This is a genomic window from Marinobacter lutaoensis (genome assembly GCF_001981305.1).
Taxonomy (GTDB): domain Bacteria; phylum Pseudomonadota; class Gammaproteobacteria; order Pseudomonadales; family Oleiphilaceae; genus Marinobacter; species Marinobacter lutaoensis.
On the sequence record NZ_MSCW01000006.1, the window covers coordinates 272,361 to 296,158 of the forward strand.

22 protein-coding genes are annotated in these 23,798 nt (G+C 67.8%); 16 read left to right on the forward strand and 6 right to left on the reverse strand.

Annotation, left to right across the window (positions count from 1 at the left end):
- Nucleotides 1–3: 3 nt before the first annotated feature.
- The 5 genes from guaD to xdhA are packed head-to-tail and all read right to left on the reverse strand — an operon-like array spanning nt 4 to nt 6,931.
- Nucleotides 4–1,413 (reverse strand): guanine deaminase, encoded by a 1,410-nt coding sequence (gene guaD, locus BTO32_RS09440; protein WP_076724384.1) that lies wholly within the window; start codon nt 1,411–1,413, stop codon nt 4–6.
- Entirely contained in the window at nt 1,413–2,261 is an 849-nt protein-coding gene (uraD, locus tag BTO32_RS09445; protein WP_084206824.1) for a 2-oxo-4-hydroxy-4-carboxy-5-ureidoimidazoline decarboxylase, read from the reverse strand. The genes guaD and uraD overlap by 1 nt, the downstream gene beginning before the upstream one ends.
- Entirely contained in the window at nt 2,258–3,118 is an 861-nt protein-coding gene (xdhC, locus tag BTO32_RS09450; protein ID WP_076724386.1) for a xanthine dehydrogenase accessory protein XdhC, read from the reverse strand. Before xdhC ends, uraD begins: the two co-directional genes overlap by 4 nt.
- On the reverse strand, nt 3,118–5,469 hold the full coding sequence (gene xdhB / locus BTO32_RS09455; protein ID WP_076724387.1) for a xanthine dehydrogenase molybdopterin binding subunit: 2,352 nt from the start codon (nt 5,467–5,469) through the stop codon (nt 3,118–3,120). Before xdhB ends, xdhC begins: the two co-directional genes overlap by 1 nt.
- Nucleotides 5,462–6,931 (reverse strand): xanthine dehydrogenase small subunit, encoded by a 1,470-nt coding sequence (gene xdhA, locus BTO32_RS09460; RefSeq protein WP_076724421.1) that lies wholly within the window; start codon nt 6,929–6,931, stop codon nt 5,462–5,464. The genes xdhB and xdhA overlap by 8 nt, the downstream gene beginning before the upstream one ends.
- 230 nt (nt 6,932–7,161) lie before the next feature.
- Here xdhA and BTO32_RS09465 point away from each other — a divergent pair, with 230 nt between their 5' ends.
- The 12 genes from BTO32_RS09465 (at nt 7,162) to BTO32_RS09520 (ending at nt 19,341) form a co-directional block, all read left to right on the forward strand.
- On the forward strand, nt 7,162–8,694 hold the full coding sequence (locus BTO32_RS09465; RefSeq protein WP_076724388.1) for an ABC transporter ATP-binding protein: 1,533 nt from the start codon (nt 7,162–7,164) through the stop codon (nt 8,692–8,694).
- Nucleotides 8,681–9,781 (forward strand): ABC transporter permease, encoded by a 1,101-nt coding sequence (locus tag BTO32_RS09470; RefSeq protein WP_076724389.1) that lies wholly within the window; start codon nt 8,681–8,683, stop codon nt 9,779–9,781. Before BTO32_RS09465 ends, BTO32_RS09470 begins: the two co-directional genes overlap by 14 nt.
- 1 nt (nt 9,782) lies before the next feature.
- On the forward strand, nt 9,783–10,703 hold the full coding sequence (locus tag BTO32_RS09475) for an ABC transporter permease (RefSeq protein ID WP_076724390.1): 921 nt from the start codon (nt 9,783–9,785) through the stop codon (nt 10,701–10,703).
- Between the two features lie 63 nt (nt 10,704–10,766).
- Entirely contained in the window at nt 10,767–11,540 is a 774-nt protein-coding gene (locus tag BTO32_RS09480; RefSeq protein ID WP_076724391.1) for an outer membrane protein OmpK, read from the forward strand.
- A 67-nt stretch (nt 11,541–11,607) separates the two neighbouring features.
- Nucleotides 11,608–12,300, forward strand: a complete 693-nt coding sequence (locus tag BTO32_RS09485) for a TetR/AcrR family transcriptional regulator (RefSeq protein WP_076724392.1) — start codon at nt 11,608–11,610, stop codon at nt 12,298–12,300.
- Nucleotides 12,297–13,247, forward strand: a complete 951-nt coding sequence (gene puuE, locus BTO32_RS09490) for an allantoinase PuuE (RefSeq protein ID WP_076724393.1) — start codon at nt 12,297–12,299, stop codon at nt 13,245–13,247. The genes BTO32_RS09485 and puuE overlap by 4 nt, the downstream gene beginning before the upstream one ends.
- Complete coding sequence (alc, locus tag BTO32_RS09495; protein ID WP_076724394.1) at nt 13,244–14,266, forward strand: allantoicase; 1,023 nt, start codon at nt 13,244–13,246, stop codon at nt 14,264–14,266. Before puuE ends, alc begins: the two co-directional genes overlap by 4 nt.
- A 5-nt stretch (nt 14,267–14,271) precedes the next feature.
- Nucleotides 14,272–14,772, forward strand: a complete 501-nt coding sequence (locus tag BTO32_RS09500; protein WP_175618657.1) for an ureidoglycolate lyase — start codon at nt 14,272–14,274, stop codon at nt 14,770–14,772.
- A 3-nt stretch (nt 14,773–14,775) separates the two neighbouring features.
- Nucleotides 14,776–15,597 carry an FAD binding domain-containing protein gene (locus BTO32_RS09505; RefSeq protein ID WP_076724396.1) on the forward strand — a complete coding sequence of 274 codons (822 nt, stop codon included), beginning with the start codon at nt 14,776–14,778 and terminating at the stop codon, nt 15,595–15,597.
- Nucleotides 15,594–17,870: a xanthine dehydrogenase family protein molybdopterin-binding subunit gene (locus BTO32_RS09510; protein WP_076724397.1), complete on the forward strand. Its 2,277-nt coding sequence runs from the start codon at nt 15,594–15,596 to the stop codon at nt 17,868–17,870. Before BTO32_RS09505 ends, BTO32_RS09510 begins: the two co-directional genes overlap by 4 nt.
- Entirely contained in the window at nt 17,867–18,400 is a 534-nt protein-coding gene (locus tag BTO32_RS09515; RefSeq protein WP_076724398.1) for a (2Fe-2S)-binding protein, read from the forward strand. Before BTO32_RS09510 ends, BTO32_RS09515 begins: the two co-directional genes overlap by 4 nt.
- Entirely contained in the window at nt 18,397–19,341 is a 945-nt protein-coding gene (locus BTO32_RS09520) for an isopenicillin N synthase family dioxygenase (RefSeq protein ID WP_076724399.1), read from the forward strand. The genes BTO32_RS09515 and BTO32_RS09520 overlap by 4 nt, the downstream gene beginning before the upstream one ends.
- On the opposite strand, the gene BTO32_RS09525 is transcribed toward BTO32_RS09520, so the two are convergent.
- Nucleotides 19,332–20,315, reverse strand: coding sequence for an isopenicillin N synthase family dioxygenase (locus tag BTO32_RS09525; protein WP_076724400.1), 984 nt, complete (start codon nt 20,313–20,315; stop codon nt 19,332–19,334). The genes BTO32_RS09520 and BTO32_RS09525 overlap by 10 nt on opposite strands.
- A gap of 339 nt (nt 20,316–20,654) precedes the next feature.
- On the opposite strand from BTO32_RS09525, the gene BTO32_RS09530 reads away from it, so the two are divergent.
- From BTO32_RS09530 to BTO32_RS09545, 4 genes are read left to right on the forward strand one after another with little or no spacing between them, the layout of a single operon-like run.
- Nucleotides 20,655–21,662, forward strand: coding sequence for an ABC transporter substrate-binding protein (locus tag BTO32_RS09530; protein ID WP_076724401.1), 1,008 nt, complete (start codon nt 20,655–20,657; stop codon nt 21,660–21,662).
- The gene (locus BTO32_RS09535; RefSeq protein ID WP_076724402.1) at nt 21,662–22,450 is read left to right on the forward strand and encodes an ABC transporter ATP-binding protein; all 789 of its coding nucleotides are present in this window, start codon (nt 21,662–21,664) and stop codon (nt 22,448–22,450) included. Before BTO32_RS09530 ends, BTO32_RS09535 begins: the two co-directional genes overlap by 1 nt.
- Nucleotides 22,431–23,222, forward strand: a complete 792-nt coding sequence (locus BTO32_RS09540; protein WP_076724403.1) for an ABC transporter permease — start codon at nt 22,431–22,433, stop codon at nt 23,220–23,222. The genes BTO32_RS09535 and BTO32_RS09540 overlap by 20 nt, the downstream gene beginning before the upstream one ends.
- 17 nt (nt 23,223–23,239) lie before the next feature.
- On the forward strand, nt 23,240–23,770 hold the full coding sequence (locus tag BTO32_RS09545) for a nucleoside deaminase (protein WP_076724422.1): 531 nt from the start codon (nt 23,240–23,242) through the stop codon (nt 23,768–23,770).
- Nucleotides 23,771–23,798 lie beyond the last annotated feature (28 nt).

Below are 23,798 nucleotides of genomic sequence, written 5' to 3' on the forward strand. Positions count from 1 at the left end.
GAATCAGGCTCCTTGTGTCGGGTGTGTGTGGTGAGCAGGGGCGACCGTCTGGATCTGTGACGGTGACGGGCCGGGCCGTTGATGCTGCAGCTCGCCCGCGACAAAGGTGGCGGCCACGGCGCGGTCGTCGCCCAGCATCATCAGGCTGAACAGCGTGTCCTGCAGCGACTGGCAAAACGGCCGCTTCATGTCGAGCAGGGGGGACCCGGTCATGTCCAGTACCAGGAAGTCGGCGTGGCGGCCGTCCCGGAAGCTGCCGACGCTGTGCTCCAGGTGCAGGACCCGGGCATTGCCCAGAGTGGCGAGGTAGAACGCCTGCCATGGGCTGAGGGTCTGCCCCCGCAGACGGCACACCTTGTAGGCTTCGGCCATGGTGGCCAGCATGGACAGGCTGGTACCACCGCCCACGTCGGTGGCCAGACCAACCGGAACGCCGGCGGCCCGGGCACCGGCGAAGTCGAACAAACCGCTGCCGAGAAAGGTGTTGGAGGTCGGGCAGAAGGCGATCCGGGTGCCGGTGGCCGCCAGCACCGCCCGGTCGTGGTCGTTGATGTGGATGCCGTGCGCCAGCACGGTGTGGTCGCCGAGCAGGCCGTAGTGTCGGTAGACGTCCAGATAGCTGGCCCGTTCCGGGAACAGTTCCCGGGTCCACTGGATCTCGGCCGGATTCTCGGCCCAGTGGGTCTGGACCAGGGCATCCGGGCAGTCCCGCGCCAGCCGGCCGGCGAGGGCCAGTTGTTCCGGCGTGGAGGTGGCGGCGAACCGCGGGGTGACGGCGTAACGCAGGCGGCCCCGCCCGTGCCAGCGCCGGAGCAGGTCGAGGCTGTCCCGGTAGCCACGTTCGGCGGTGTCGAGCAACGACTCAGGGGCGAAGCGGTCCATCAGCACCTTGCCCGCCGTCAGGGCCATGTTCCGGCTTTCCGCCGCCTCGAACAGGGCCTCCACAGACTGGGCGTGGGAGGTGCAGAACACCAACGCGGAGGTGGTGCCGTGGGCCAGCAGCAGCCGGGTGAAGCGCTCAGCCTCGGCGCGGGCCCAGTCGCCTTCGGCAAAGCGGGCCTCGTGGGGGAAGGTGTAGGTGTTCAGCCAGTCCAGAAGCTGGGTGCCGTAGCTGGCCATGACGCCGAGTTGCGGCATGTGCACATGGGTGTCGATGAACCCGGGCACCAGCAGGCCATGGTGCCAGTAGCGCACTTCGGTGCCCACCGGCAGGCGGGGGATCAGGTCCTCGGGGGTGCCGGTGGCCAGCACCCGGCCCCGGTGCAGTACCAGCAGGCCGTCATCGAGAAAGGCCAGGCTGTCGGGCCTGGGGTCGGTGTCGTTGCCGGGATCGTCGAGGAAATGCAGGATCGCGCCCCGGTGTACCTGAATGTCATCGGGAAACGGCGGTTCGGATGCGTGTGGCCTGGTCATCAGCTCCCCCGGTAGGTTGAGTAACCCCACTGGTTCAGCAGCAGTGGGACATGGTAATGGGCCTGGCTGTCGGTGACCTGAAAGTCCAGGTTCACCTCGGGGAAGAAGGTGTCCTGCCCCCGCGCCGCGAACCAGGCGCCGGTCTGGAAGCACAACCGGTAGCGGCCCGGTTTCAGCGGCCCCTCGAACCATTGGCCAATGCGGCCGTCGGTATCGGTGGTGCCCTGTGCCAATACCGCCGAGGGGGCGCCGGTGTCGTCCGGGCCGGTCAGGGTGACCCCCACGCCGGCGGCGGGGGTACCGTTGCCCAGGTCGAGGATGTGGGTGGTGATGGGGCTTCGTGGGGCCATGAATTGCTTCTCCAGCCGGAGTTCGGTGATCTTGATCTGCTCCCGGGCGGCGTTGCGGATTTCCTCCTCCCGGGGGGTGCCCAATCGTTGTTCCAGCAGCGCCAGCATGTCGGCGGCACTCTTACCGGTGGCGCAGACGATGAAAATGAAACCGTAGGTGTCGAAGTAACGGTCGTTGCCTTCCTTCAGGCGCCGCAGCACGGTCTCGTCCGCCTGGCGGGTGCCGGCTTGCTCGGCGCTGGCCAGGTCTTTGGTGCTGGCGTATTTCTCCCGCAGGCTGTCGACATCACCGATGCGCGGGTGGGCCTCGAACGCTTGCAGCCAGTCCGATTCGTCCAGAGTGGGCCAGAGTGCGCGGCTGCAGGCCAGAATCTCGGTCAGGTCCCGGTAGGGGCGGCCGGCCACCATGCCGGCAACCCAGGGCTCGGCGGCGCAGCAGTTCCGGAAGATCCGGGCCGCCGCTTCCGGCGGCAAATGGTTGAGTTCGTCCAGGGTCATGGGGTGGCGTCTCCCTCCGAGGGGTGTTCGATCAGCTGTCTGAGGTCTTTCCAGGCAACGCCGCGTCGGGGCGGCGTTGCCGGTACCTGGTGGGTCATGGCCAACAGTTCGGCGCAGATGGACACGGCCACCTCCATCGGGCGCTTGCCCGGAACCTGGGGCAGGCCGACCGGGCACCGGATCGTTCCGATCGCATCCGCGTCAAAGCCCCGGTGTGCCAGCCGTTGCCGGAACCGGCGAGCCTTGGTGCCGGAGCCGATCAGGCCGATGCTGTTGCAGGTGCCCCGGATCAGCAGGGTCCGGCACAGTTCGAAATCCAGCGCGTGGTTGTGGGTGAGGATCAGGACGTGCCGGCCGTCGCACAGGTCGGGAGCATCCCCGACCGGGTCGTCGGTGAGGTGAGGATGAACGTTGGTGGGTGCCTCTTTGGGAAACTGTGCCGCTCGGGAGTCGACCCAGGTCACCCGCCAGGGCAGGCCGGCCAGAATCTGTACCACGGCTTTGGCCACGTGGCCGGCGCCGAACAGCACCAGCTGCTGCTGGCAGCCGGGATGGGCCTCCAGCAGCACCGAAACACGGCCGCCGCAGCACTGGCCCAGGCTGGCGCCGAGGGGGAAATGGGCGAGCTCCGGTGTGTAGTCGCGTCGGGCCAGACGCTCCCGGGCCTGCTGGCAGACCCGGTATTCCAGGTGGCCACCGCCGATGGTGTCGAAGCTGTGGTCGCCGGTGACCACCATCTTGCTGGCCGGCTCCCGGGGCACCGAGCCGGTGACCCCGAGCACGGTGACCAGCACATAGGGCTCGCCCCGCTGTTCGCAGTCGGCCACTGCCTGATACCAGTTCATGCGCGTGTCCATCAGGCCCCCTCCTGCCGCGCCAGCCACTGCTGGCTGGCGGCCACCGCGTTCAGCACCGTTTCCGGCGTCGCGGGTGGGTCCAGCGGCGGGCTGAAACGGTACCCGGTGAGGCTGGAAACCGCGTCCCGCAAGGCCGACCAGACCGAGATGCCCAGCATCAGCGGCGGCTCGCCCACGGCCTTGGAATGGAACACCGTGGCCTCGTGGTTGGGGCTGTCGGCCAGCAGCTGTACCCGCAGGTCCGGCGGGCAGTCGGACACCGCCGGAATTTTGTAGGTGGCCGGGCCGGTGGTCAGCAGCCGGCCATCCTCATGGTAGACCAGCTCCTCGGTGGTCAGCCAGCCCATGCCCTGCACGAATCCCCCCTCGATCTGGCCGATGTCGATGGCGGGGTTCAGGGAGCGTCCCACGTCCTGGAGGATGTCGGTACGCAGGGCGCGGTACTCCCCGGTGAGGGTGTCGACAACCACCTCGGAGCAGGCGGCGCCGTTGGCGTAGTAGAGGAAAGGGCGGCCGGTGCCGGTGGTGGCATCGTAGTGGATCTTCGGGGTGGCGTAGAAGCCCGAGGACGACAGCGAGACCCGGTTCAGGTAGGCCGCCTGGATGAACTCCGGCCAGGGCATACGGCGATCGCCGATCCGGACCTGGTTGTCGTGGAACTGTACCTGGTCCTCGGGCACCGACCCGTGGTCGGCGGCAAAGGCGATCAGCCGTTCCCGGATCTTTTCGCAGGCGTCCAGTGCCGCCATGCCGTTCAGGTCGGAGCCGGAAGAGGCCGCGGTGGGCGAGGTGTTGGGTACCTTATCGGTGCGGGTGGCGGAGACCTTGATCCGGTCCAGGTCCACCTGAAAGGCCGTGGCCACCACCTGCGCCACTTTGATGTACAGGCCCTGACCCATTTCGGTGCCGCCGTGGTTCACGTGGATACTGCCGTCGGTGTAGATGTGCACCAGCGCGCCGGCCTGGTTCAGGTGCTTGGCGGTAAAGGAGATGCCGAACTTGACCGGTGTCAGCGCCAGCCCCCGCTTCAGCACTGGGCTGGTGCGATTGAAATCGGCGATTTCCCGGCGCCGCCGGCGGTACTCGGCGGACTCCGCCAGGGAGGCCATCAGGGTCGGCAGGACGTGCTGCTCAATCACCTGGCCATAGTGGGTGGTGTCCCGCCCCGGACGGTAGCAGTTGAGCAGGCGCACATCCAGTGGGTCCTTGCCCAAGTGGCGGGCGATGTCCTCGATGGCCTGTTCGATCACCATCATGCCCTGGGGGCCACCGAAGCCCCGGAAGGCGGTGTTGGAAACGGTGTGGGTCTTGCACCGGTGGCCGACCACCCGGGCGTTGTCCAGAAAGTAGGCGTTGTCGGCGTGGAACATGGCACGGTCGACGATGGCGTCGGACAGGTCGGGGGAGTAGCCGCAGCGCCCCGCCACCATGATGTCGGCGCCGTGGATGCGGCCGTCGTCGTCGAAGCCAATGTCGTAGGTGTTGTAGAAGTCGTGGCGCTTGCCGGTCTGGATCATGTCGTCGGCCCGGGCCAGGCGGTAGGACACCGGCCGGCCGGTGACGTGGGCCAGCAGGGCGGCGATGCAGGCCACCGGTGCGGCCTGGGTTTCCTTGCCGCCGAAGCCGCCGCCCATGCGCCGGACTTCCGCCTGCACTTCGTGGATGGGCAGGCCCAGCACCTCGGCCACCAGTTTCTGCACCTCGGACGGGTGCTGGCTGCTGGTGTGCACAAACATGCCGCCGTCCTCGGTGGGTTCCACCAGGCAGGCCTGGCTTTCCAGATAGAAGTGCTCCTGGCCGCCGACCCGCTGTTCGCCGCGCAGCCGGTGCGGGGCTTCCGCCAGGGCCCGGTCCGGGTCTCCCCGTTGCTGGCGCTGACTGGGGCGCACGAACCGTTGGCGCGCCAGGGCCTGCTCCACGGTGATCACCGCCTCCAGTGGCTGGTATTCCACCTTGGCCAGCCGGGCCGCCTTGCGGGCGGTGTCGTGGCTGGTGGCGGCGACGGCGAACAGTGGCTGGCCGACGTATTCCACGTGTTCGCCGGCCAGGAGCGGATCCCCCGGGAACACCGGGCCAATGTCCAGATGGCCCGGTACGTCCGCCGCTGTCACCACCGCGACCACCCCCGGATAGGCGGCCACGGCGGACAGGTCCATGGATAGGATGCGGGCGTGGGCCTGCGCGCTGTGGCCGACGGCGGCATACAGTAGGCCCTCCGGCCTGGGCAGGTCGTCGATGTAGCGGGCCTGGCCGCTGACGTGTTTCCAGGCGCTGTCGTGGTAACTGGCGGAGCCCGCCACGCCCCGGGCGGAGCGGGCCGGGGTGGGTGTGTTCAGGGGGAGCTTACGCATAGTCGGTCACCGTCAGGGGTTGGTTGCGCTCGTCCGGCCGGGACGCGGCCAGCGCCCGCCTGAGCAGGTTACCGGCCACCCTGCGCCGGTATTCGGCGGAGGCCCGTACGTCGCTGAGTGGCGAGAAATCCTGGTCCAGGGCGGCCACCGCGGCCGCCACCGTGGTTTCCGTCCACGCTTGGCCTCGCAGCGCCGACTCCGCCTGGCGGGCCCGGGCGGGGGTGGCGGCCATGCCGCCATAGGCCAGGCGGCAATCGCTCACCCGGCCGTCGCTGACGGTCAGGTGGAAGGCGCCGAGGACCGCGGAGATGTCGTCATCCAGCCGTTTCGAGACCTTATAGATGAACAGCCGGGTGTCCGCCGCTGGCAGGGGCAGGCGGACCGAATGGATGAATTCGCCGGGGCGCAGGTCGGTGTTCTTGTAGCCCAGGAAAAACGATTCCAGGGGCAACCGACGCTCGCCGTCCGGTCCGTTCAGGACCAGGGTGGCGCCGAGGGCGATCAGTGCCGGCGGCATGTCGCCAATGGGGGAGGCGTTGCCGATGTTGCCGCCCAGGGTGCCCCGGTTGCGGATCTGCAGTGAACCCAGGCGTTCCAGCAGGCCATCGAAGGCCGGCCAGTATTGGCTGAGCGGGGCGCGCAGTTCGGTAAAGGTGGTGGCGGCGCCGATCACCAGTGCCCCGTCCTCGACCTGGCAGCCCCGCAGCTCAGGCACCCGGCTGACGCTGATCAGGTGCTCGAAGCGCGCCAGGCCCTGGGTGATGTTCAGAGCGAGGTCGGTGCTCCCGGCCACCAGCTGGGCCCGGGGGTGGCGGCGGCGCAGCTCGATCAGTGCCGCCAGGCTGGCGGGGGCGTCGAAACGGGCTCCGGAAGGCGGCGCCAGGCAGGCGTCGCCGCTGCTGTCCACGGTCAGGATCGGATCCCGGGCCGGATCAGCCAGGCCCCGGGCAGGGTGCCCGGGGGTGTCCGGCTGCCACTGCTGGACCATCGCCTGCTGGCCGGCCGCCACGATCGGGCGGTATCCGGTGCAGCGGCAGAGGTTGCCGGACAGCGCCTCAAGTACCGCCGGTCGCGGCGCCGGCTGCCCAGCCTGATGGGCGTGCAGGGCAATCAGCGACATCACGATGCCGGGGGTGCAAAAGCCGCACTGGGAGGCGTGCTGTTCGATCATGGCCTGCTGCACGGGGTGGCACGGGGTCTGCTGGAACGCTTCCAGAGTGATCAGGTGACGGCCGTGCAGGCTGCCGATCAGGGCGATGCAGCTGTTGACGGCTTCGTAGCGCATGTCGCCCGAAGGGTCAGGCGTGCCCATGATGACGGTGCAGGCGCCGCAGTCGCCGGAACCGCAGCCCTCCTTGGTGGCGGTGAGCCGCATTTTGGTGCGCAGCCATGTCAGGATGCTCAGATTTGGGTCAGCCTGGTCAAGTTTTTGGAGCTGCCCGTTCAGCGCGAATTGAATCACTCCCGTCTCCATTACTGCCTGATTTCCGGTGGTCTACAAGACGGACGGTCCCGGTCCGGGCCCCGTTGCCGCCTGAATCTGATCCGGTCTCTGCAAAAATCTGACCAATTGGTTAAATCTGTGCGGTTTCCATGTCGGCTTTATAAGTTGGCAGGGTTATTGCTCGTCGAGAAATGCTGAATAAATGGTCAGATTCTCCTGGCCCGGGACACGAACGAGGCACGGTAACGATGAGCATGGCGACACGCCTGAGACTCGAGAACATCGTCAAGGAATACCCCGGCTGCCGCGCGAATGACGGCATCGACCTGGTGGTGGAGGCCGGCGAGATTCATGCCCTGTTGGGCGAGAACGGCGCGGGCAAGAGCACCCTGATGAAGGTGATCTACGGCGTGGTACAGCCGGACGAGGGCCGCATCATCTGGAATGGCCATCCGGTGACGGTGGACAGCCCCGCCCGGGCCCGTGAACTGGGCATCGGCATGGTGTTCCAGCACTTCTCACTGTTTGAAACCCTGACCGTGGCGGAGAACATCGCCCTGAACCTGCCGGCGGACGAGACCCGGGACCGGCGCCAGCTGGAGCAGCGGATTCGTGACGTGTCCGAGCGCTACGGCATGGCCCTGGATCCGCGCCGTTACGTCAGCACCCTGTCCATGGGCGAACGCCAGCGGGTGGAGATCGTGCGTTGCCTGATTCAGGAAAGCACCCTGCTGATCCTGGACGAGCCGACCTCGGTGCTCACGCCCCAGGAGGTCCGGGTGCTGTTCCAGACCCTGCGGCAGCTGGCAAAGGAAGGCTGCAGCATTCTGTTCATCAGCCACAAACTGGAAGAAGTCCGGGCCCTGTGCGACAACGCCACGGTGCTGCGCCAGGGGCGGGTGAGCGGCGACTGCCGGCCGGCGGAGGTCTCCGCCACGGAGATCGCCCGCCTGATGGTGGGCGACGACACCCCGATTTCCACTCAGGTGGGCGAGTCCGAGCCCGGGGCCTTGTTGCTGTCGGTGGAAGGGCTGAGCTGGCGGACCGACGATCCGTTCGGCACCAGCCTGAGCGACATCCGTTTTTCGTTGCGGGAAGGGGAAATCGTGGGCATCGCCGGCGTCGCCGGCAATGGTCAGGAAGAACTGCTGAAGGCGCTGTCCGGGGAGATCCGGCTCAGCGGTCACGCGATCCGCTTCGCCGGCACCGCCATCGACGGGCTGGCGCCCCAGGAGCGCCGCCGGTTGGGCATGGCGGTGGTGCCCGAGGAACGGCTGGGGCGGGGTGCAGTGCCGTCCATGTCGCTGGCCAGTAATGCCCTGCTGACGGCCTCCGGCCAGGGTCTGGTGGCCCACGGGCTGATCCGTTATCCGAAGGTGCGGGCCTTCTCCCGGGAGGTCATCCGCCGTTTCGGCGTGCGTTGTGTCAGCGAGGACAGCAGCGCCGCCAGCCTCTCTGGCGGCAACCTGCAGAAGTACATTCTGGGCCGCGAGGCGCTACAGAACCCCAAACTGCTGATCGCCTCGCACCCGACCTGGGGAGTGGATGTGGGCTCTGCGGTGGCGATCCACGAGGCGCTGGTGGCGCTGCGGGATCAGGGGGCCGCGATCCTGCTGATTTCCGAGGACCTGGACGAACTCTACCAGCTGTGCAACCGCATGGGGGCCTTGTGCCATGGTCGGCTGTCGCCGCTGGTGCCCACCGCGGGCCTGAGCATCGAACGCCTGGGGCAGTGGATGGCCGGGGACTTCCCGCAGGAGGTGTCCGATGCTGCTGCTTGAGCGTCGTCCGGTGGCGTCGCCGGTGATGCGCTGGGCATCGCCACTGCTGGCGTTGCTGCTGACGGTGGTGACTGGCTTCTTTTTGTTTCTGGCCATGGGCCGGGATCCGCTGGCGGGTCTGAAGTTTTTCTTCGTGACGCCGGTCAGCGACGTGCAGGGGCTGGCCGAGCTGGGGCTGAAAATGGCGCCGTTGCTGCTGTGCGCCGCCGGCCTGACCCTCTGTTACCGGGCCAAGCTCTGGAACATCGGGGCCGAGGGCCATTTTCTGATGGGGGCCCTGGGCGCCAGCATCATGGCGGTGCAGCTGGTGGATGCGCAGGGGCCCTGGGTGCTGCCGCTGGTGTTGCTGGCCGGAATGGCCGCCGCAGCCGCCTGGGCGGCCATCGCCGCAGCGCTGAAGACACACCTCAACTGCAACGAAATCCTGACCACCATCATGCTCAACTACATCGCCCTGAACCTGCTGCTGTACACGGTGCATGGCCCGCTCAAGGACCCCTACGGCTTTGGTTTTCCGCAGTCGGTGATGTTTGGCGACTCGGCGCTGCTGCCGGCGCTGGTGCCCGGCACCCGGCTGCACCTCGGACTGGCGTTCGGGCTGCTGGCGGCGCTGGCGGTCTGGGCCCTGTTTGCCCGCAGCTTTGTGGGGTTCCAGCTGAACGTGGTGGGGGAGGACCCGAGGGCCGCCGCCTTCGCCGGTTTTGGTGCCCGCCGGCTGACCTGGTTTGCGTTCCTGGTGGCGGGAGCCCTGGCGGGCTTGGCCGGGGCCTCGGAGGTGACCGGACCGATCGGCCAGCTGGTGCCTCAGGTCTCGCCCGGGTACGGCTACACCGCGATCATCGTGGTGTTTCTCGGGCGCATGCACGCGCTGGGCATCGTTGCCGCCAGCGCGTTGCTGGCCCTGACGTTTCTCGGCGGTGAAATGCTGCAGATCGCGATGAACCTGCCAAAGGCGGTCACCGGACTGTTTCAGGGGTTGCTGCTGTTCTTCCTGCTGACCTGCGACGCGTTCATCCATTACCGGCTCCGGTGGCGTGGCCCGGCCACCGCCGGCGTCCGCTCCGTGGCTCCGGCGGGGGAGGCCTGACATGGAATTGCTGACCAACGTGCTGGCGGCCACCGTGGTGGCCGGAACCCCGTTGCTGCTGGTGGCGCTCGGGGAGCTGGTGTGCGAGCGCTCCGGCGTGCTGAACCTGGGCCAGGAGGGCATGATGCTGATGGGCGCCGTGGCCGGTTTCATTGCGGCCCAGGCCAGTGGCAGTCTGGCCGTGGGCGTGTTCGCGGCCATCCTGACCGGTATCGCCATGTCCATGCTGTTTGCCTTGATGGCGGTGACACTGGCGGCGAACCAGTACGCCGCCGGGCTGGCCCTGACCATTTTTGGCACCGGTCTGAGCGCCTTCGTCGGTGCCGGATTCGTGGGCCACTCCATCGACGGTTTCGGCAAGCTGGCCATTCCCCTCCTCAGTGACCTGCCGGTGATCGGCAAGGTCCTGTTTACCCAGGATTTGCTGGTGTACCTCTCCCTGATCCTGTTCGTTTCCGTGCTGCTGTTCCTGAGCCGGACCCGGGGCGGGCTGCTGCTGCGGGCTGTGGGCGAGTCCCCCCACGCCGCCAACGCCAACGGCCTGAAGGTGATGACCGTGCGCTATCTGGCGGTGGCTTTTGGCGGCGGCATGGCCGGCCTGGCCGGGGCCTATCTGTCCCTGGCCTATACCCCGATGTGGACGGAAGGTATGACCGCCGGCCGGGGCTGGATTGCGCTGGCGCTGGTGGTGTTCGCCTCCTGGCGGCCGGAGCGGGTGCTGCTGGGCGCTTATCTGTTCGGCGCCGCCAGCATCCTGCATCTGGTGTTGCAGGGGCTGGGCTGGAAAAGCTCCACCGAGCTGCTGGCGATGCTGCCGTACGTGGTCACCATCCTGATGCTGGTCCTGCTGTCCTGGCATCCGGCGCGAACGCGACTGAACACCCCCCTTTCCCTCGGCCAGCCCTACCGGCCTGGCCGCTAACAATAATGACCATGGGTTTGCCAACCGATGACTAACCATAAAAGTAACCGACGAGGTTTGAACATGACCGCACTTCGTAAAACTCTGATTGCTGGCTGCGTTGCTGCTTCCCTTTCGCCGATGGCGCATGCCGAGAAGTTCTTCAGCAGCTCCAGCGTGACCCTCCTGCACAGTGCCGATTACCAGGGCGTCGAGTTCGATGCCGGTGGCAACGGCGGCCGTGAGTACGAGGCCACCTACTTCACGTTCGAGAACGTGACCGTGCATAACTGGGGCGGCACCTTCTTCTTTATCGACCGCGACCAGCCCCAGGGCGACCTGGATGGCACCGACGAGGTGTACGGCGAATTCGCCCCCAACCTCAGCCTGGGCTGGCTGACCGGCCAGGATCTGTCGTTCGGCCCGGTGAAGGACGTAACCCTGGCCGGCCAGTACGAATTCGGTGGCAGCACCGAAGTCAACAACTACCTGACCGGCTTCGGACTGGTGTGGGATGCCCCGGGCTTCAACTATCTGACCACCTCGTTCTACTACGTGACCAACAGCGAGATCTCCGATGACTGGCAGATGACCGTCACCTGGGGCGTGCCGTTCAGCGTGGGCCCGGCGCTGTTCCTGGTGGATGGGTATATCGACTGGTCCACCGCTGCCGGCGACCACGCCTCGGAGTTCCAGTTCACGCCGCAGATCAAGCTGGACGTCAGCAACTTCTGGGGCAACCCGGGTGTGCTCTATGCCGGTATCGAGTACCAGTACTGGAACAACAAGTACGGTCTGGACGACACCCTGATCGATACCCAGAGCTCCGTCAGCGCGCTGGTGAAATTCCACTTTTGATCCTACCCGGGGGCCGGCAGAATGGGTTGACCGGCCCCCGACCCCATGGACAACAAGTGAGAAGGTTATGACCGAGCCAACCGTTGCCGATACCGAGACCACACGCAAGGACGGCAAACCCGCCGGCCGCGGCCGCAAGTACCGGCCGGGGCGGATCCGCGAGCGAAACCGCGAGAAGATCCTGCAGGCGGCGGAGCAGGAATTCGCCCAGCACGGCTTCCGGGGTGCCACCATCCAGAGCATCGCCGAACGGGCCGGGCTGCCGAAATCCAACGTGCTGTATTACTTCAGCAACAAGAAACGTATTTACGCCGCCATGTTCGACGACATCCTGGCCCGCTGGAACCGGGTGTTCACCGACATCCGCCCGGAAGACGACCCGGCCAGGGCGCTGTCCTCGTTCATCCGTACCAAGGTGGAAATGTCCAGGCGCTACCCGTTGGCATCGCGGCTGTTCGCCATGGAGATCATCCAGGGCGCGCCCTTCCTGATGGAACACCTGCGAACCAGCATGCGCGAGTGGGTGCGGGGCCGGGCCGCGGTGATCCAGTCCTGGATCGACGACGGCCGCATGGCACCGGTGGACCCGGTCCAGCTGATTTTCCTGATCTGGTCCTCGACCCAGCACTACGCCGATTTCCAGGTCCAGATTCTGATGGTGGAAAACAAAGCGGAATACGAGAAACGCGATTTTGACCACGCCGCCGATTTCCTGACCGGAGTCATCCTGCGCGGCTGTGGCCTTGAGGTACCGACATGAGCCACCAGGACACCTACCCCCGGGACATGCGCGGATACGGCGCGCATCCGCCGCACCCCCAATGGCCTGGCGACGCCCGGGTTGCTGTGCAGTTCGTGCTGAACTACGAGGAAGGCGGTGAAAGCTGTGTGCTGCACGGCGACGAGCACTCCGAAACCTTCCTGTCCGACATCATCGGCGCGCAGCCTTACCCGGACCGCCACATGAGCATGGAGTCGCTGTACGAATACGGCTCCCGCGCCGGTGTCTGGCGGATCCTCCGGGAATTCCGCCGGCGTCGCCTGCCGCTGACCGTCTTTGGTGTCACCCAGGCCCTGGCCCGCAATCCCGAGGTGGTTCGCGCCATGCTTGACGACGGCCATGAGATCGCCTGCCACGGCCTGCGCTGGATTCACTACCAGAGCATGAGCGAATGGGAGGAACGGCGTCACATCCAGGCCGCCATCCAGCAGCACACCGAGCTGACCGGCGCGCCGCCGGCCGGTTGGTACACCGGCCGCGACAGTCCGAACACCCGTCGTCTGGTGGTGGAGCAGGGCGGTTTCGAATACGACAGCGACTACTACGGCGACGATCTGCCGTTCTGGACCTGCGTCGAAACCTTCAGCGGCGAGCGCCACCCGCACCTGGTGATTCCCTACACCCTGGAAGCCAACGACATGCGCTTCACCACGCCCCAGGGGTTCAACAGCGGTGAACAGTTCTTCCAGTACCTGCGGGACAGCTTCGATGTCCTGTACGAGGAAGGGGCGACGGCACCGAAGATGATGTCGGTCGGTCTGCACTGCCGCATCGTCGGGCGCCCCGGCCGCTTCCGGGCTCTGCAACGGTTTCTGGACCACATCCAGCAGCACGACCGGGTGTGGGTCTGCCGCCGGGTGGACATCGCCCGGCACTGGCGCACGGTGCACCCTGACACTTCACACCATCCGGAGCACGGACAATGAGCAACGCAGTGGTGGCCCCCGCCGTCGAGGGGCCGGAATTCACCCGGGCCGGTCTCAACCTGGCCGACGCCAGCCTTGGCGCCCGGGTGCTGTTCGTGACCGACGAATTCTTCGCGCCCCGGGAGCGGATGCTGGACCCGGCACCGCCGGTGTTCTACCCGGACCGCTATGACGACCACGGCAAGTGGATGGATGGCTGGGAAACCCGGCGCCGCCGCAGCACCGGCCATGACGAGTGCGTCATCCGGCTGGCCATGCCCGGACGCCTCATGGGCGTCGACTTCGACACCAGCTTCTTTACCGGCAACTATCCGCCCGCGGTGTCCCTCGATGCCTGCTACTGCCCCGGCGGCGATCCCGGTGACGACGCCGACTGGCAGACCCTGGTGCCCGCCACTCCCCTGCAAGGCAACGACCATGGCTTCCGGGAGATTCGTTCGGACCAGCCCTGGAGCCACCTGCGCCTGCATCTGTATCCCGACGGTGGCCTGGCCCGCCTGCGGGTATACGGCAAGCCCCACTGCGACTGGTCCGGGCTGCGGGAGCAGGACGAGGTGGACCTGCTGGCCCTGGCCCATGGCGGTGACCAGGTGGCTTGGAGCGACGCCCACTACGGCGAGCCCCGCAAACTGTTGCGTCCGGGGCGGGGGGTCAACATGGGCGACGGCTGGGAAACCCGGCGTCGCCGCGAGCCCGGGAACGACTGGTGCATCCTGGCCCTGGGCCATCCGGGGCTGCCGCGCCGGGTCGAAGTAGACACCGCCCACTTCAAGGGCAACTACCCCGCTGCCTGTTCGATCCAGGCTGCCCGCGTGGCGCCGGGAACCGGCACGGTCCAGTCCCTGGTCACCCAGAGCATGTTCTGGCCGGTGCTGATGGCTGAACAGCCGCTGTCCGCCGACAGTGTGCACCGGTTCGAGACGCTGGCGGATCTGGGCGTGATCACCCACCTTCGTTTCAACATTCTTCCCGATGGCGGCGTGAGCCGACTGCGACTGTACGGGAGGCCCCAGGCATGAGCCGGGTGCGCCTGCTGCCGGTGGCGCCGCTGACCCGGTCGGCGTTTGAACCGTTCGGCGATGTCATCGACACCGAGGGCGCGGCGTCCTTTCTCATCAACGACGGCCGCACCGAGCGGTTCCATGCCCTGGCGGGCGTCGACCTGCCGGCGCCGGGCGGGCAGGCCATCCTCTCCATCTTCCGGGGCCAGCCGCTGACGCCGCTGGTGATTACCCTGATGGAGCGTCATCCCCTGGGCAGCCAGGCCTTTGTGCCGCTGAACGGCTGCCCGTTCCTGGCGGTGGTGGCACCGCCGGGGGACTTCTCGGAGTCGGCCATCCAGGCCTTCCTGGTGCAACCGCACCAGGGCGTGAACTACCGGGCCGGGACCTGGCACGCGCCGCTGCTGCCCCTGGCCGGGGACGCCGACTACCTGGTGGTGGACCGCCAGGGGGCGGGTCACAACTGTGACGAAGTGCACCTTGCGGTGCCGGTCCGGCCAGACCTCTCCGGTTGGCACGGGTAGGGCATGACCACGGCGCCGTTACCGCTCACCGTCACCGAACGCAGCCAGATGCGGGTGCTGTCGGCGGACGGTCCGGAGGCGGCGTGGCAGCTGGCCCGGCGCCATCGGGCCCCGCTGGTGGCCGGAGCCACCGGCGTGCAGCCGGTGTGGGAGCGCCAGGCGCGCTGGCCGGCCTGCGTGGTGCCGCTGTCGGCGGACTGGCCAGGTTTTGCCGGCGTCACCGTCACCGGTGACCGGCTGGACATCGGTGCCCTGACGCCCCTGGCCTCCCTGGCCGGTGCGCCGGCACTGGCCCGCCGTCTGCCTTCCCTGGCACCGTTCATGGACCGGGTTGCGTCGCCCGGAGTGCGGCAGCTGGCCACCCTCGGCGGCAACCTGGTGGCGGGTGGCGATCTGAGCGCCCTGGCGCTGGTGCTTGAGGCCGAGCTTCGAGTGTTTTCCGGGGCCGGCTGGCATCACCTGCCGCTGAGTGCTTGGCCCGGGTGGGTCCGCCGGGAGCCCGGTGCCCTGATCCGCTCGGTGCACCTGAGCATCCCCCGGGGCTGCCCGGTGGTTCTGGAGAAACTGGGCCACCGGGAACGCTTCAGCCCGCCCCGGATCACCGTGGCCTGTGCCCGGCTGGGCTCCGATGTTCGCGTGGCCGTCAGTGGCGAAGGCGGGCCGGTCCGTCTGGCGGCGCTGGAGGCCCGCCTGGCCCGGGCCGGCGGCCAGGCGTCGGCGGCTGACGGCGAACAGGCCCTGGCCGAGCTGGATTGGGGCAACCCCGGCCTGCGCGCCGCCGGTGGCCGCTTGATCGCTCACCTGCTGGGGAGGTTGACGACATGATCCCGGACACCGACCTGCCGGTACAGACCCTGGGGACGGACCGCCAGCGCGAGCACTGGTGGGTTGGCCCGGAAACGGCCCGTCGAGTGGCTGGGCGCACCGCCTACGCGACCGATGTCCCGCCCCTGGACGGCCTGCTGCATGGCGCGGTGCTGCGCTGCGGCGTGGCCCATGCCCGGGTGGTCTCCCTGGATGTCCGCGGGGCCCGGGCGATGCCCGGGGTGCGGGCGGTGGTCACGGCCGAGGATGTCCCCGGAACCAACGGCTTTGGCATCGTACTCCGGGACCAGCCGGTGCTGTGCCGAGACCGGGTCCGGTTTGAAGGGGACGCGGTGGCGGCGGTGGCCGCCGATACCCCGGAACAGGCGAGGGCGGCGCTGGCGGCCATTGAGGTGACCTACGAGCCCTTGCCGATCGTCGGCGATGCCCTGAGCGCGGCCGAAGCCTGGCCCCTGCACGAAGGGGGAAACCTGCTGGCCGAGCATACTCTGCGCCGGGGCGAGCTGGACGCGGCCCTGGCCCGGTGCGCGCTGGTGGTGGAGCAGGACTACCGTACGCCCAGGCAGATGCATGCGTTCATGGAAACCGAAGGCGGTGTGGCCATCCCCGATGGCCGGGGCGGGCTGTGCGTTCAGGTGGGCTGCCAGTCGGGTCACCGGGATCGGCTCCAGCTCGCGGATATCCTGGGACTGGCGCCGGAACAGGTGACGATCCGGGCGGTGGCCACCGGTGGCGCCTTTGGCGGCAAGGACGAACTGACGGTACAGCCGATCGCCGGCCTGCTGGCATTGCGTACCGGCCGGCCGGTGCGGCTGCAGCTGGACCGCTTTGAGTCCTGCCGCAGCGGCATCAAGCGGCACCCGGTGGTGGCCCGAGTGACCACCGGGTGCGACCGGGACGGCCGCCTTCTTGCCCATCGAGTGGACGCGGTGCTGGATACCGGCGCTTACGCCAGCCTGGGGCCCGCGGTGCTGGAAAACTACCTGGATCACGCCACCGCGCCCCTGTACCGGATCGAGGCATACCAGGTCCATGGCCGGCTGCTTTACACCAACAATGGCGTCGCCGGGGCCTTCCGGGGGTTCGGCGGCAACCAAGCCACCTTTGCGGTGGAATCCCAGATGGACGCCCTGGCGGCCCGCCTGGGCCTGACGCCGGTGGAGTTTCGCCGGCGTAACCTGCGCCGGCCCGGGGAACCGGGCAGTCGCGGCCAGCCGGTCCGCTGGACCCGGCCGCCGGCGGAGTTGCTGCACCTGGCAGCCCGCTCCCCCCTGTGGCGGCCGAGCCCAGGCGAAGACCCGCGTTGGTTGGAGGGGACCGGGCTGGCCATGGGCGGACAGGGCAACGGCCTGGGTGACGGCTTGCCGGACGCCGGCGGGGGCCGGCTGAACCTGAGCCCCGAGGGCAGGATACGGGTCGAGTTCGGCTTCGTGGACTACGGCCAGAACCTGACCGAGCTGGTGATCCGCCGGGTGAGCGAGGCGCTGCCCTGTGCCCCGGAGGACATCGACGTGGTGCTGGGACGTTCCGACGGGCCGGACTCCGGCCCCACCAGCGCCTCCCGGAGTACCGTGGTGGTGGACCAGGTGCTGCGTGCCGTTCTGCCGGGCTGGGCCCGACGGCTGTGTGCCGAGGCGGCGCGCCGTGCCGGGCTGCCACCGGAGGCGCTGGTGTGCGGCCCGGGGGGCATCTGGTCGCGGACCCCGAAGCGGCGGCTGTGCCGCTACCGGGAGCTGGCCGCGAGCCTGGGGCCGGTGCCGGCCGAACACCGCGGTGACTTTCCCGTGGCGCCGGGTCCGACGCCGCCGGTCGGACGGTTCCTGCAGCTGCTTATCGCCACGGTGGCCCGGGTGGCGGTCGACCGCCTGAGTGGCTGCGTCCGGGTACAGGCCCTGCACCATATCACCGCCGCCGGGCGGGTGATCCACCCACCGGGGTATCTCGGCCAGATCGAAGGCGCGGCGGTCATGGGGCTGGGGATGACCCTGACCGAGGACATGCCCACCGACGATGGCCGCTACCGTTTCGACAACCTGGACCAGTACCTCATTCCCACCCTCCAGGATGCGCCGGAGCAGCGGGTGGACGTGCTCGACGACACGCCGGCAGACGCCGACTATCCGGTGCGGGGCGTCGGCGAGCTGGGCATCGAGGCGGTGGCGCCGGCCATTGTCGCGGCCATCGAGGCCGCCTGTGGCGTCCGGGTCCGCCATCTGCCGGTGGACCCGGACCGGCTGCTGGCGGCACTGCGTGACACGGAGCACCCGGTATGATCCCTACTGGCGAAACCCAGTCCCTGTCGTTCCGGCTCAACGGCCAGCCCCTGGCGGTCGAGGTGCCCCCGGCAACAAGCCTGCTCGACCTGCTGCGGGGGCCGGGCGGCCTGACCTCGGTCCGGGCAGGGTGCCGGATTGGCCGCTGTGGTGCCTGTACTGTGCTGCTGGATGGCCGTTCGGTGCCCGCCTGCCTGGTGCCGGCCTGGCGTCTGGAGGGCCGCCGGGTGGACACCGTGGAGGGGCTGGCGCGGGACCCCCACTACCAGGCGGTGGCCTCGGCCCTGACCTGGGAAAGTGCCCTGCAGTGTGGATACTGCACCCCCGGCATCGTTCTGTCGCTGGTGTCCTGCCTGCGCAACGAAACGGAGCCGGATCGCGACCGACTGGCCGAGGCCCTGGCCGGCAATTTGTGCCGTTGTACCGGTTACGGCGGCCTCCGGCGCGCCCTTGAACGACTCGCTCCGGGCCGGCCCCGGGCGTCCCATTTTTCCGACCCATCCGACCCGACACCCGGAGGCTCATCATGAAACAACTACCGGTCATTTCCGTATCCGGCCTGCTCAGCGACGACGCCGGCGTTCGCCGGCGCGCGGCGGCGGCACTGGGGGCCGCCTGCCGCGATCACGGCTTTTTCTACGTGACCGATCACGGCATTCCGGAAACGCGGGTGAACGCGGTCTTCGACAACGCCCACCGCCTGTTCGCGCTGCCCGACGAGATCAAGGAAACCCTGTCGATCAAGCGCTCGCCCCATAACCGGGGGTATGTGGCGATGTCCGACGAGAAGCTCAACCCCGAGGCCGGGGCGGACCGCAAGGAAGCCTTCAACATCGGCACCGACTTCCCCGAGGACCACCCGGACGTGCTGGCCGGCAAACCGTTCCGGGGCGTGAATTTCTGGCCGCCGATCGACGGCTGGCGGGCGCAGGTGCTGGCGTATTTCGACGCCTGCCTGGAACTGGGCCGGACCCTGCACCGGGGCTTCAGCCTTGACCTTGGCCTGCCCGAGGACTTCTTCGCCCAGCACCTGACCCAGCCCATCGCCACCCTGAGGATGCTGCATTACCCGGCCAGTGCCGGCGAGGTGGCGCGGGCGGACGGCGGTGCCGGGACCCACACCGACTATGGCAACATCACCATCCTGGCGACCGACGGCGTGCCGGGTCTGGAGGTGCTCAACCGCCAGGGCGAGTGGATTCCGGCGCCGAGCCTGCCGGGGGCCTTCGTGGTCAACATCGGTGACTGCCTGATGCGCTGGAGCAACGACACCTACGTGTCCACGCCGCACCGGGTCCGGCCGCCGGAACGGGAACGCTACGCGGTGGCGTTCTTTCTGGAGGTCAATCCGGACGCGGTGGTGGACCCGAGGGATATCTCCGATGCCCCGCCCAAGTACCCACCCATGACCTGCGCCGAATACCTGGCCTCGCGCCTGAACGCCACCTACGACCACCGGCGTCAGGCGTAGGTTTTCCGGTACATCTCGATGAGGTGTCGTTCCACGGTGGTGGCTGGGTACCGGGGCTGTTCGCCCGCTGTCAGGCAATTGGGCAGGCACCGGACCTCGTGGTCGGGGTTGCCGCTGTAGAAGAAGGGCACCGAATACCGCTCCGCGCCGGACAGGTTGACCACCCGGTGCAGGGTGGAGCGGTAGCGGTCGTTGGTCCAGCGGGCAATCATGTCTCCGAGGTTGACCACAAAGGTGCCGGGCACCGGGTCTGCCTGGAGCCAGCGCCGATGCCGGTGGTCCCAGATTTGAAGGCCGGGGTGTTCGTCCAGCAGCAGCACCGTGATCCCACCGAAATCGGTGTGGGCACCACAGCCTTTTTCACCGGGGCTGGCATGGGCCGGTTGCGGCGGGTAGTGCAGCAGCCGAAGGGTGGACAGTGGCTGTTCGCAGAACGCCCGGAAATGATCGGTGGGCAGGCCGAGCGCCAGTGCCAGGGCCGTCATGATCCGAGCGCTCAACCGGTTCATGGCGTCGAAGTAGCGCATCATGACCGGAGCGAAATCCGGCAGCGCCTGCGGCCACTGATTGGGCCCCTGATTGAAACGGCCGGCACGCACTCTGGGATCCCCCTCGTCCAGTTCCTCGCCAATGTAGAAGCCTTCCTTCAGGTCCGGGGGTGCGCCGGGTTCGAGGGTTTGCCCGCGCAGGGGCTCGTAGCCCCGGTTGGCGGCGGACCGGGCCTTGTCGAGCTGCCGCTTGCTGTGTTCCGGCAGCGCGAACAGGGCGCGGCTTTGCCGGAATACCGCGTCGATCAACTCGGTCGGGATGCCATGCCCGGTCACGTAGAAAAAGCCGCTGTCCTGGCAGGCCCGGTCCAGTTGCCGGGCCAGCCGTGCCCGACTGTCCGGGGCGGGGGCATCGAGCAGGGACACATCGATGATGGGCAGGGCCGTTGGCCCGGGCGCAGCCTCGGATGCCTTGGCGGATGTCATGGAGCCTTCTCCTTCGCTGGGTGGATGTCGTGAGTTGTCCATATGGTCAGGTATTCATAAAGCGTGCCAGCGGTGGTTGCCGCGGGCTCGGGGGCGGAGGGCTTCCGGGCGCGGCCGGCCGCATAACCGGGGCTTCAAATCGGGGCGCCCGGGGGATTTCTGCACCGGTATCGAGCGGGATCTGGCGGCCCTGGCGGAGCGCGTCGGGTGGACAGGCCCCCGGCCGGGGGCGTGATTGCGGCAGCTGGGCGCTCCTGGCCCGTACTTTGCATCGACGAGATAAAACCTGACCGAATGATCAGTTTATTTCGGCGATAGCCATCACCAGAGGGACCACCCATGCGCAACCGCAAGACACGTTCGTTCATCGTGGCCGCCGCCCTGGCGGCTGGATTCCTGGGGCAGTCGGCCGCGGCCGCGGACAAGATTACCTACCAGCTGGACTGGTTGCCGGGCGGGGACAAGTCGCCCGTGTATGTGGGTGTCCAGAAAGGCTTTTTCGAAGACGAAGGGCTGGACGTCAGCATCTCCGTGGGACGGGGCTCCACCGACGCCATCACCCGCATCGCCACCGGCCAGTCGGACGTCGGCAGCGCCGACATCGCCGCGTTGATGGCGGCCAAGGCTCAGGACGCGACGGTGCCCGTCAAGGCCGTGTATTCCATCTTCAACCAGGCGCCCCATGCCTTCTTCGCCCTCGGCAAAAGTGGCATCAAGACCCTAACGGATATCGAGGGCAAAAAAGTGGCCACCTCGCCGTTCACCTCGTCCAACGCTTTCCTGCCCCTGGTGCTCAAGGAAAACGGCCTGCCGGAGGACGCCGTGAATCTGACCAAGGCGGATCCGGGGGCCCTGGGGCCGATGCTGGTCAATGGCGGCGCCGATGCCATCATCGCCTGGGTGACCAACGTGCCGCTGTTCGAGAGCCAAGCGGAGGCGACCGGCAACACGCTGGTGGTGATTCCCTGGTCCTCCGCCGGGCTGGAGTTGTACAGCGCCTCGGTGGTGGCCAGCGAACGTTTCCTGAGCGAACGGCCCGATGTGGCCCGGCGGTTCCTGAAAGCGTTTGACCGCTCGCTCCGCTACACCCGGGACAATCCCGCCGAGGCCGCCGCAGCCCTGAAGGCGATGGTGCCGGAGGTGGATGAGGTGGTGGTCGAGAAGCAGGTGGGCGCGACCATGCCGCTGGTGTTCAACAGCGTCAGCGAGCGTGACGGCCTGGGTGCGCTGACCGAGTCCCGCGTTGCCCTGACCTGGGACTGGGTGGCTCAGGCTGAGGGGTTGTCCAAGGACCGCCTGGACCCGGAAACCGTGATCGACCGGTCCCTGCTCGAGGCGCTGGAGTGATGGCGGAACCGGCAGTCAACCGCTCGTTCGTGAAGCTGGCCGGGGTCGGCCACCGCTACGATCCCAACCCGGCCATCCCACCGGCGGTTACCGGCATCGATCTGGACATCCACCGTCACGAGTTCGTGGCGGTGGTGGGGCCTTCCGGCTGTGGCAAGTCCACCTTGCTGCGCATGATTGCCGGCCTGCTGAAACCCAGCGAGGGCCGTGTCACCGTGTTTGGCCGGGCAGTGGACGGTCCCAGGGACGACGTCGGCATCGTATTCCAGAAACCGACCCTGCTGCCCTGGCTGAACGTGCGTAAGAATGTGCTCTTTCCACTCCGGCACAAGTACGGCCGCTACAACCGGGAAGACGAGGCCCGGGCCGACGCTCTGCTGGCCATGGCCGGCCTGGAGGCCTTTGCCCGGAAAATGCCTGACGAGCTGTCCGGCGGCATGCAGCAGCGGGTCGGGATCGTTCGTGCCTTGTTGCTCAACCCGGATATCCTGCTGATGGACGAACCCTTTTCCGCCCTGGATGCGATGACCCGGGAGCAGATCGGGTTCGACCTGCTCAGCCTCTGGCAGGAGCAGCCCAAGACCGTGCTGTTCATCACCCACTCCATCGCCGAGGCGGTCCTGTTGGCGGACCGGGTGCTGGTCATGAGCCGGCGGCCGGGTACCGTGCTCGACCTGATCGACGTGGATCTGCCCCGGCCCCGCACCACCCACACCATCTCCGACGCCCGCTTTGGTGAACTGACCGATCGCATAAGGAAACACATCTATGAGCCTGACGCTGCCTGAGGGCCGGTTGCGGCGTGTCCTGCTCGGCGCCTCGCCCTGGCTCTTCTTCGTGGCCCTAATCGCGGTCTGGGAGGTGGGCTGCCGCCTGTTTTCCGTGCCGGCCTACATTCTGCCGGCGCCCAGCGTGATCCTGAACGCCTTTTTCGATGTTGAGTTTTCCCGTTGGATGCAGCACCTGTGGGCGACCCTGCGGGTGGCCCTGCTGGGGTTCCTGATCTCCATCGCCGTGTCCATTCCCATCGCCATCGCCATGATGCGTTCGGAATGGCTGTCGCGGACACTGTACCCCCTGCTGGTGGTGATCCAGTCCACGCCGGTGGTGGCGGTGGCGCCCCTGATCATTGTGATCATGGGGTCGGACGACCCGTCCCGGATCCTGATCACCTGCCTGCTGACCTTTTTCCCGCTGGTGGTTTCCACCGCCACCGGGATCAATGAAACGCCGCCGGAGCTGATCGAACTGAGCCGCTCCCTGGACGCGCCGACCCGGCGGGAAACCTGGCAGATTCGCATGCCTTACGCCATTCCCCACATTTTCAGTGGGCTGCGGGTGGCCATCACCCTGGCGATCATCGGTGCCGTGGTGGCGGAGTTCGTGGCCGCCGAGGAAGGGCTGGGGTATTTCATCCAGTTTTCCACCTCGTTCTTCCGGATTCCCCAGGCGTTCGCCGGGCTGTTCTTCCTGGCGGTGGTGAGCCTTCTGCTGTTCAAGTCCGTGCAATGGGCGCAGCAGCTGCTCTTCCCCTGGAGTTTGCCCAGGAAGGGGGCCTGACCGTTATGGAGCCGGCCATGCGCTGTACCCCCACCGACACCGATCTGGCGCTGCTGCGCCGGACGTTCGACCTGGCCGGCCACGCGGCGGCCCGGGGGATTCACCCGTTCGCCGCCATTCTGGTCGGTCCCGAGGGCGAGGTGCTGATGGAGCAGATCAACGCCTACTTGCCGGATCTGGACATGACCGGACACGCCGAACGGGTGCTGATGACCCGGGCCAGCACACGCTGGCGCCCGGATTTCCTGGCGCGCTGCACCCTGTACGTATCCGCCGAACCCTGTTGCATGTGTGCCGGCGCCGCCTACTGGGCCGGGTTGGGACGGCTGGTGTACGGGGTCTCCGAAAAACGCCTTAAAGCGCTGACCGGCAATCACCCGGAAAACCCGACGCTGGACCTGCCCTGCCGGACGGTGTTCGCCGCCGGCCAGCGGCCGGTGACGGTGCTGGGCCCGTTGCTGGAGGACGAGGCGGCCGAGGTGCATGAGACCTTCTGGCGCCAGCAGCGGGAGGCCGGCGAGGATCCGCCAAGTCGTGCCGGACACTGAGTTGTGTTGTCCTTTTTGACCGCCTTCG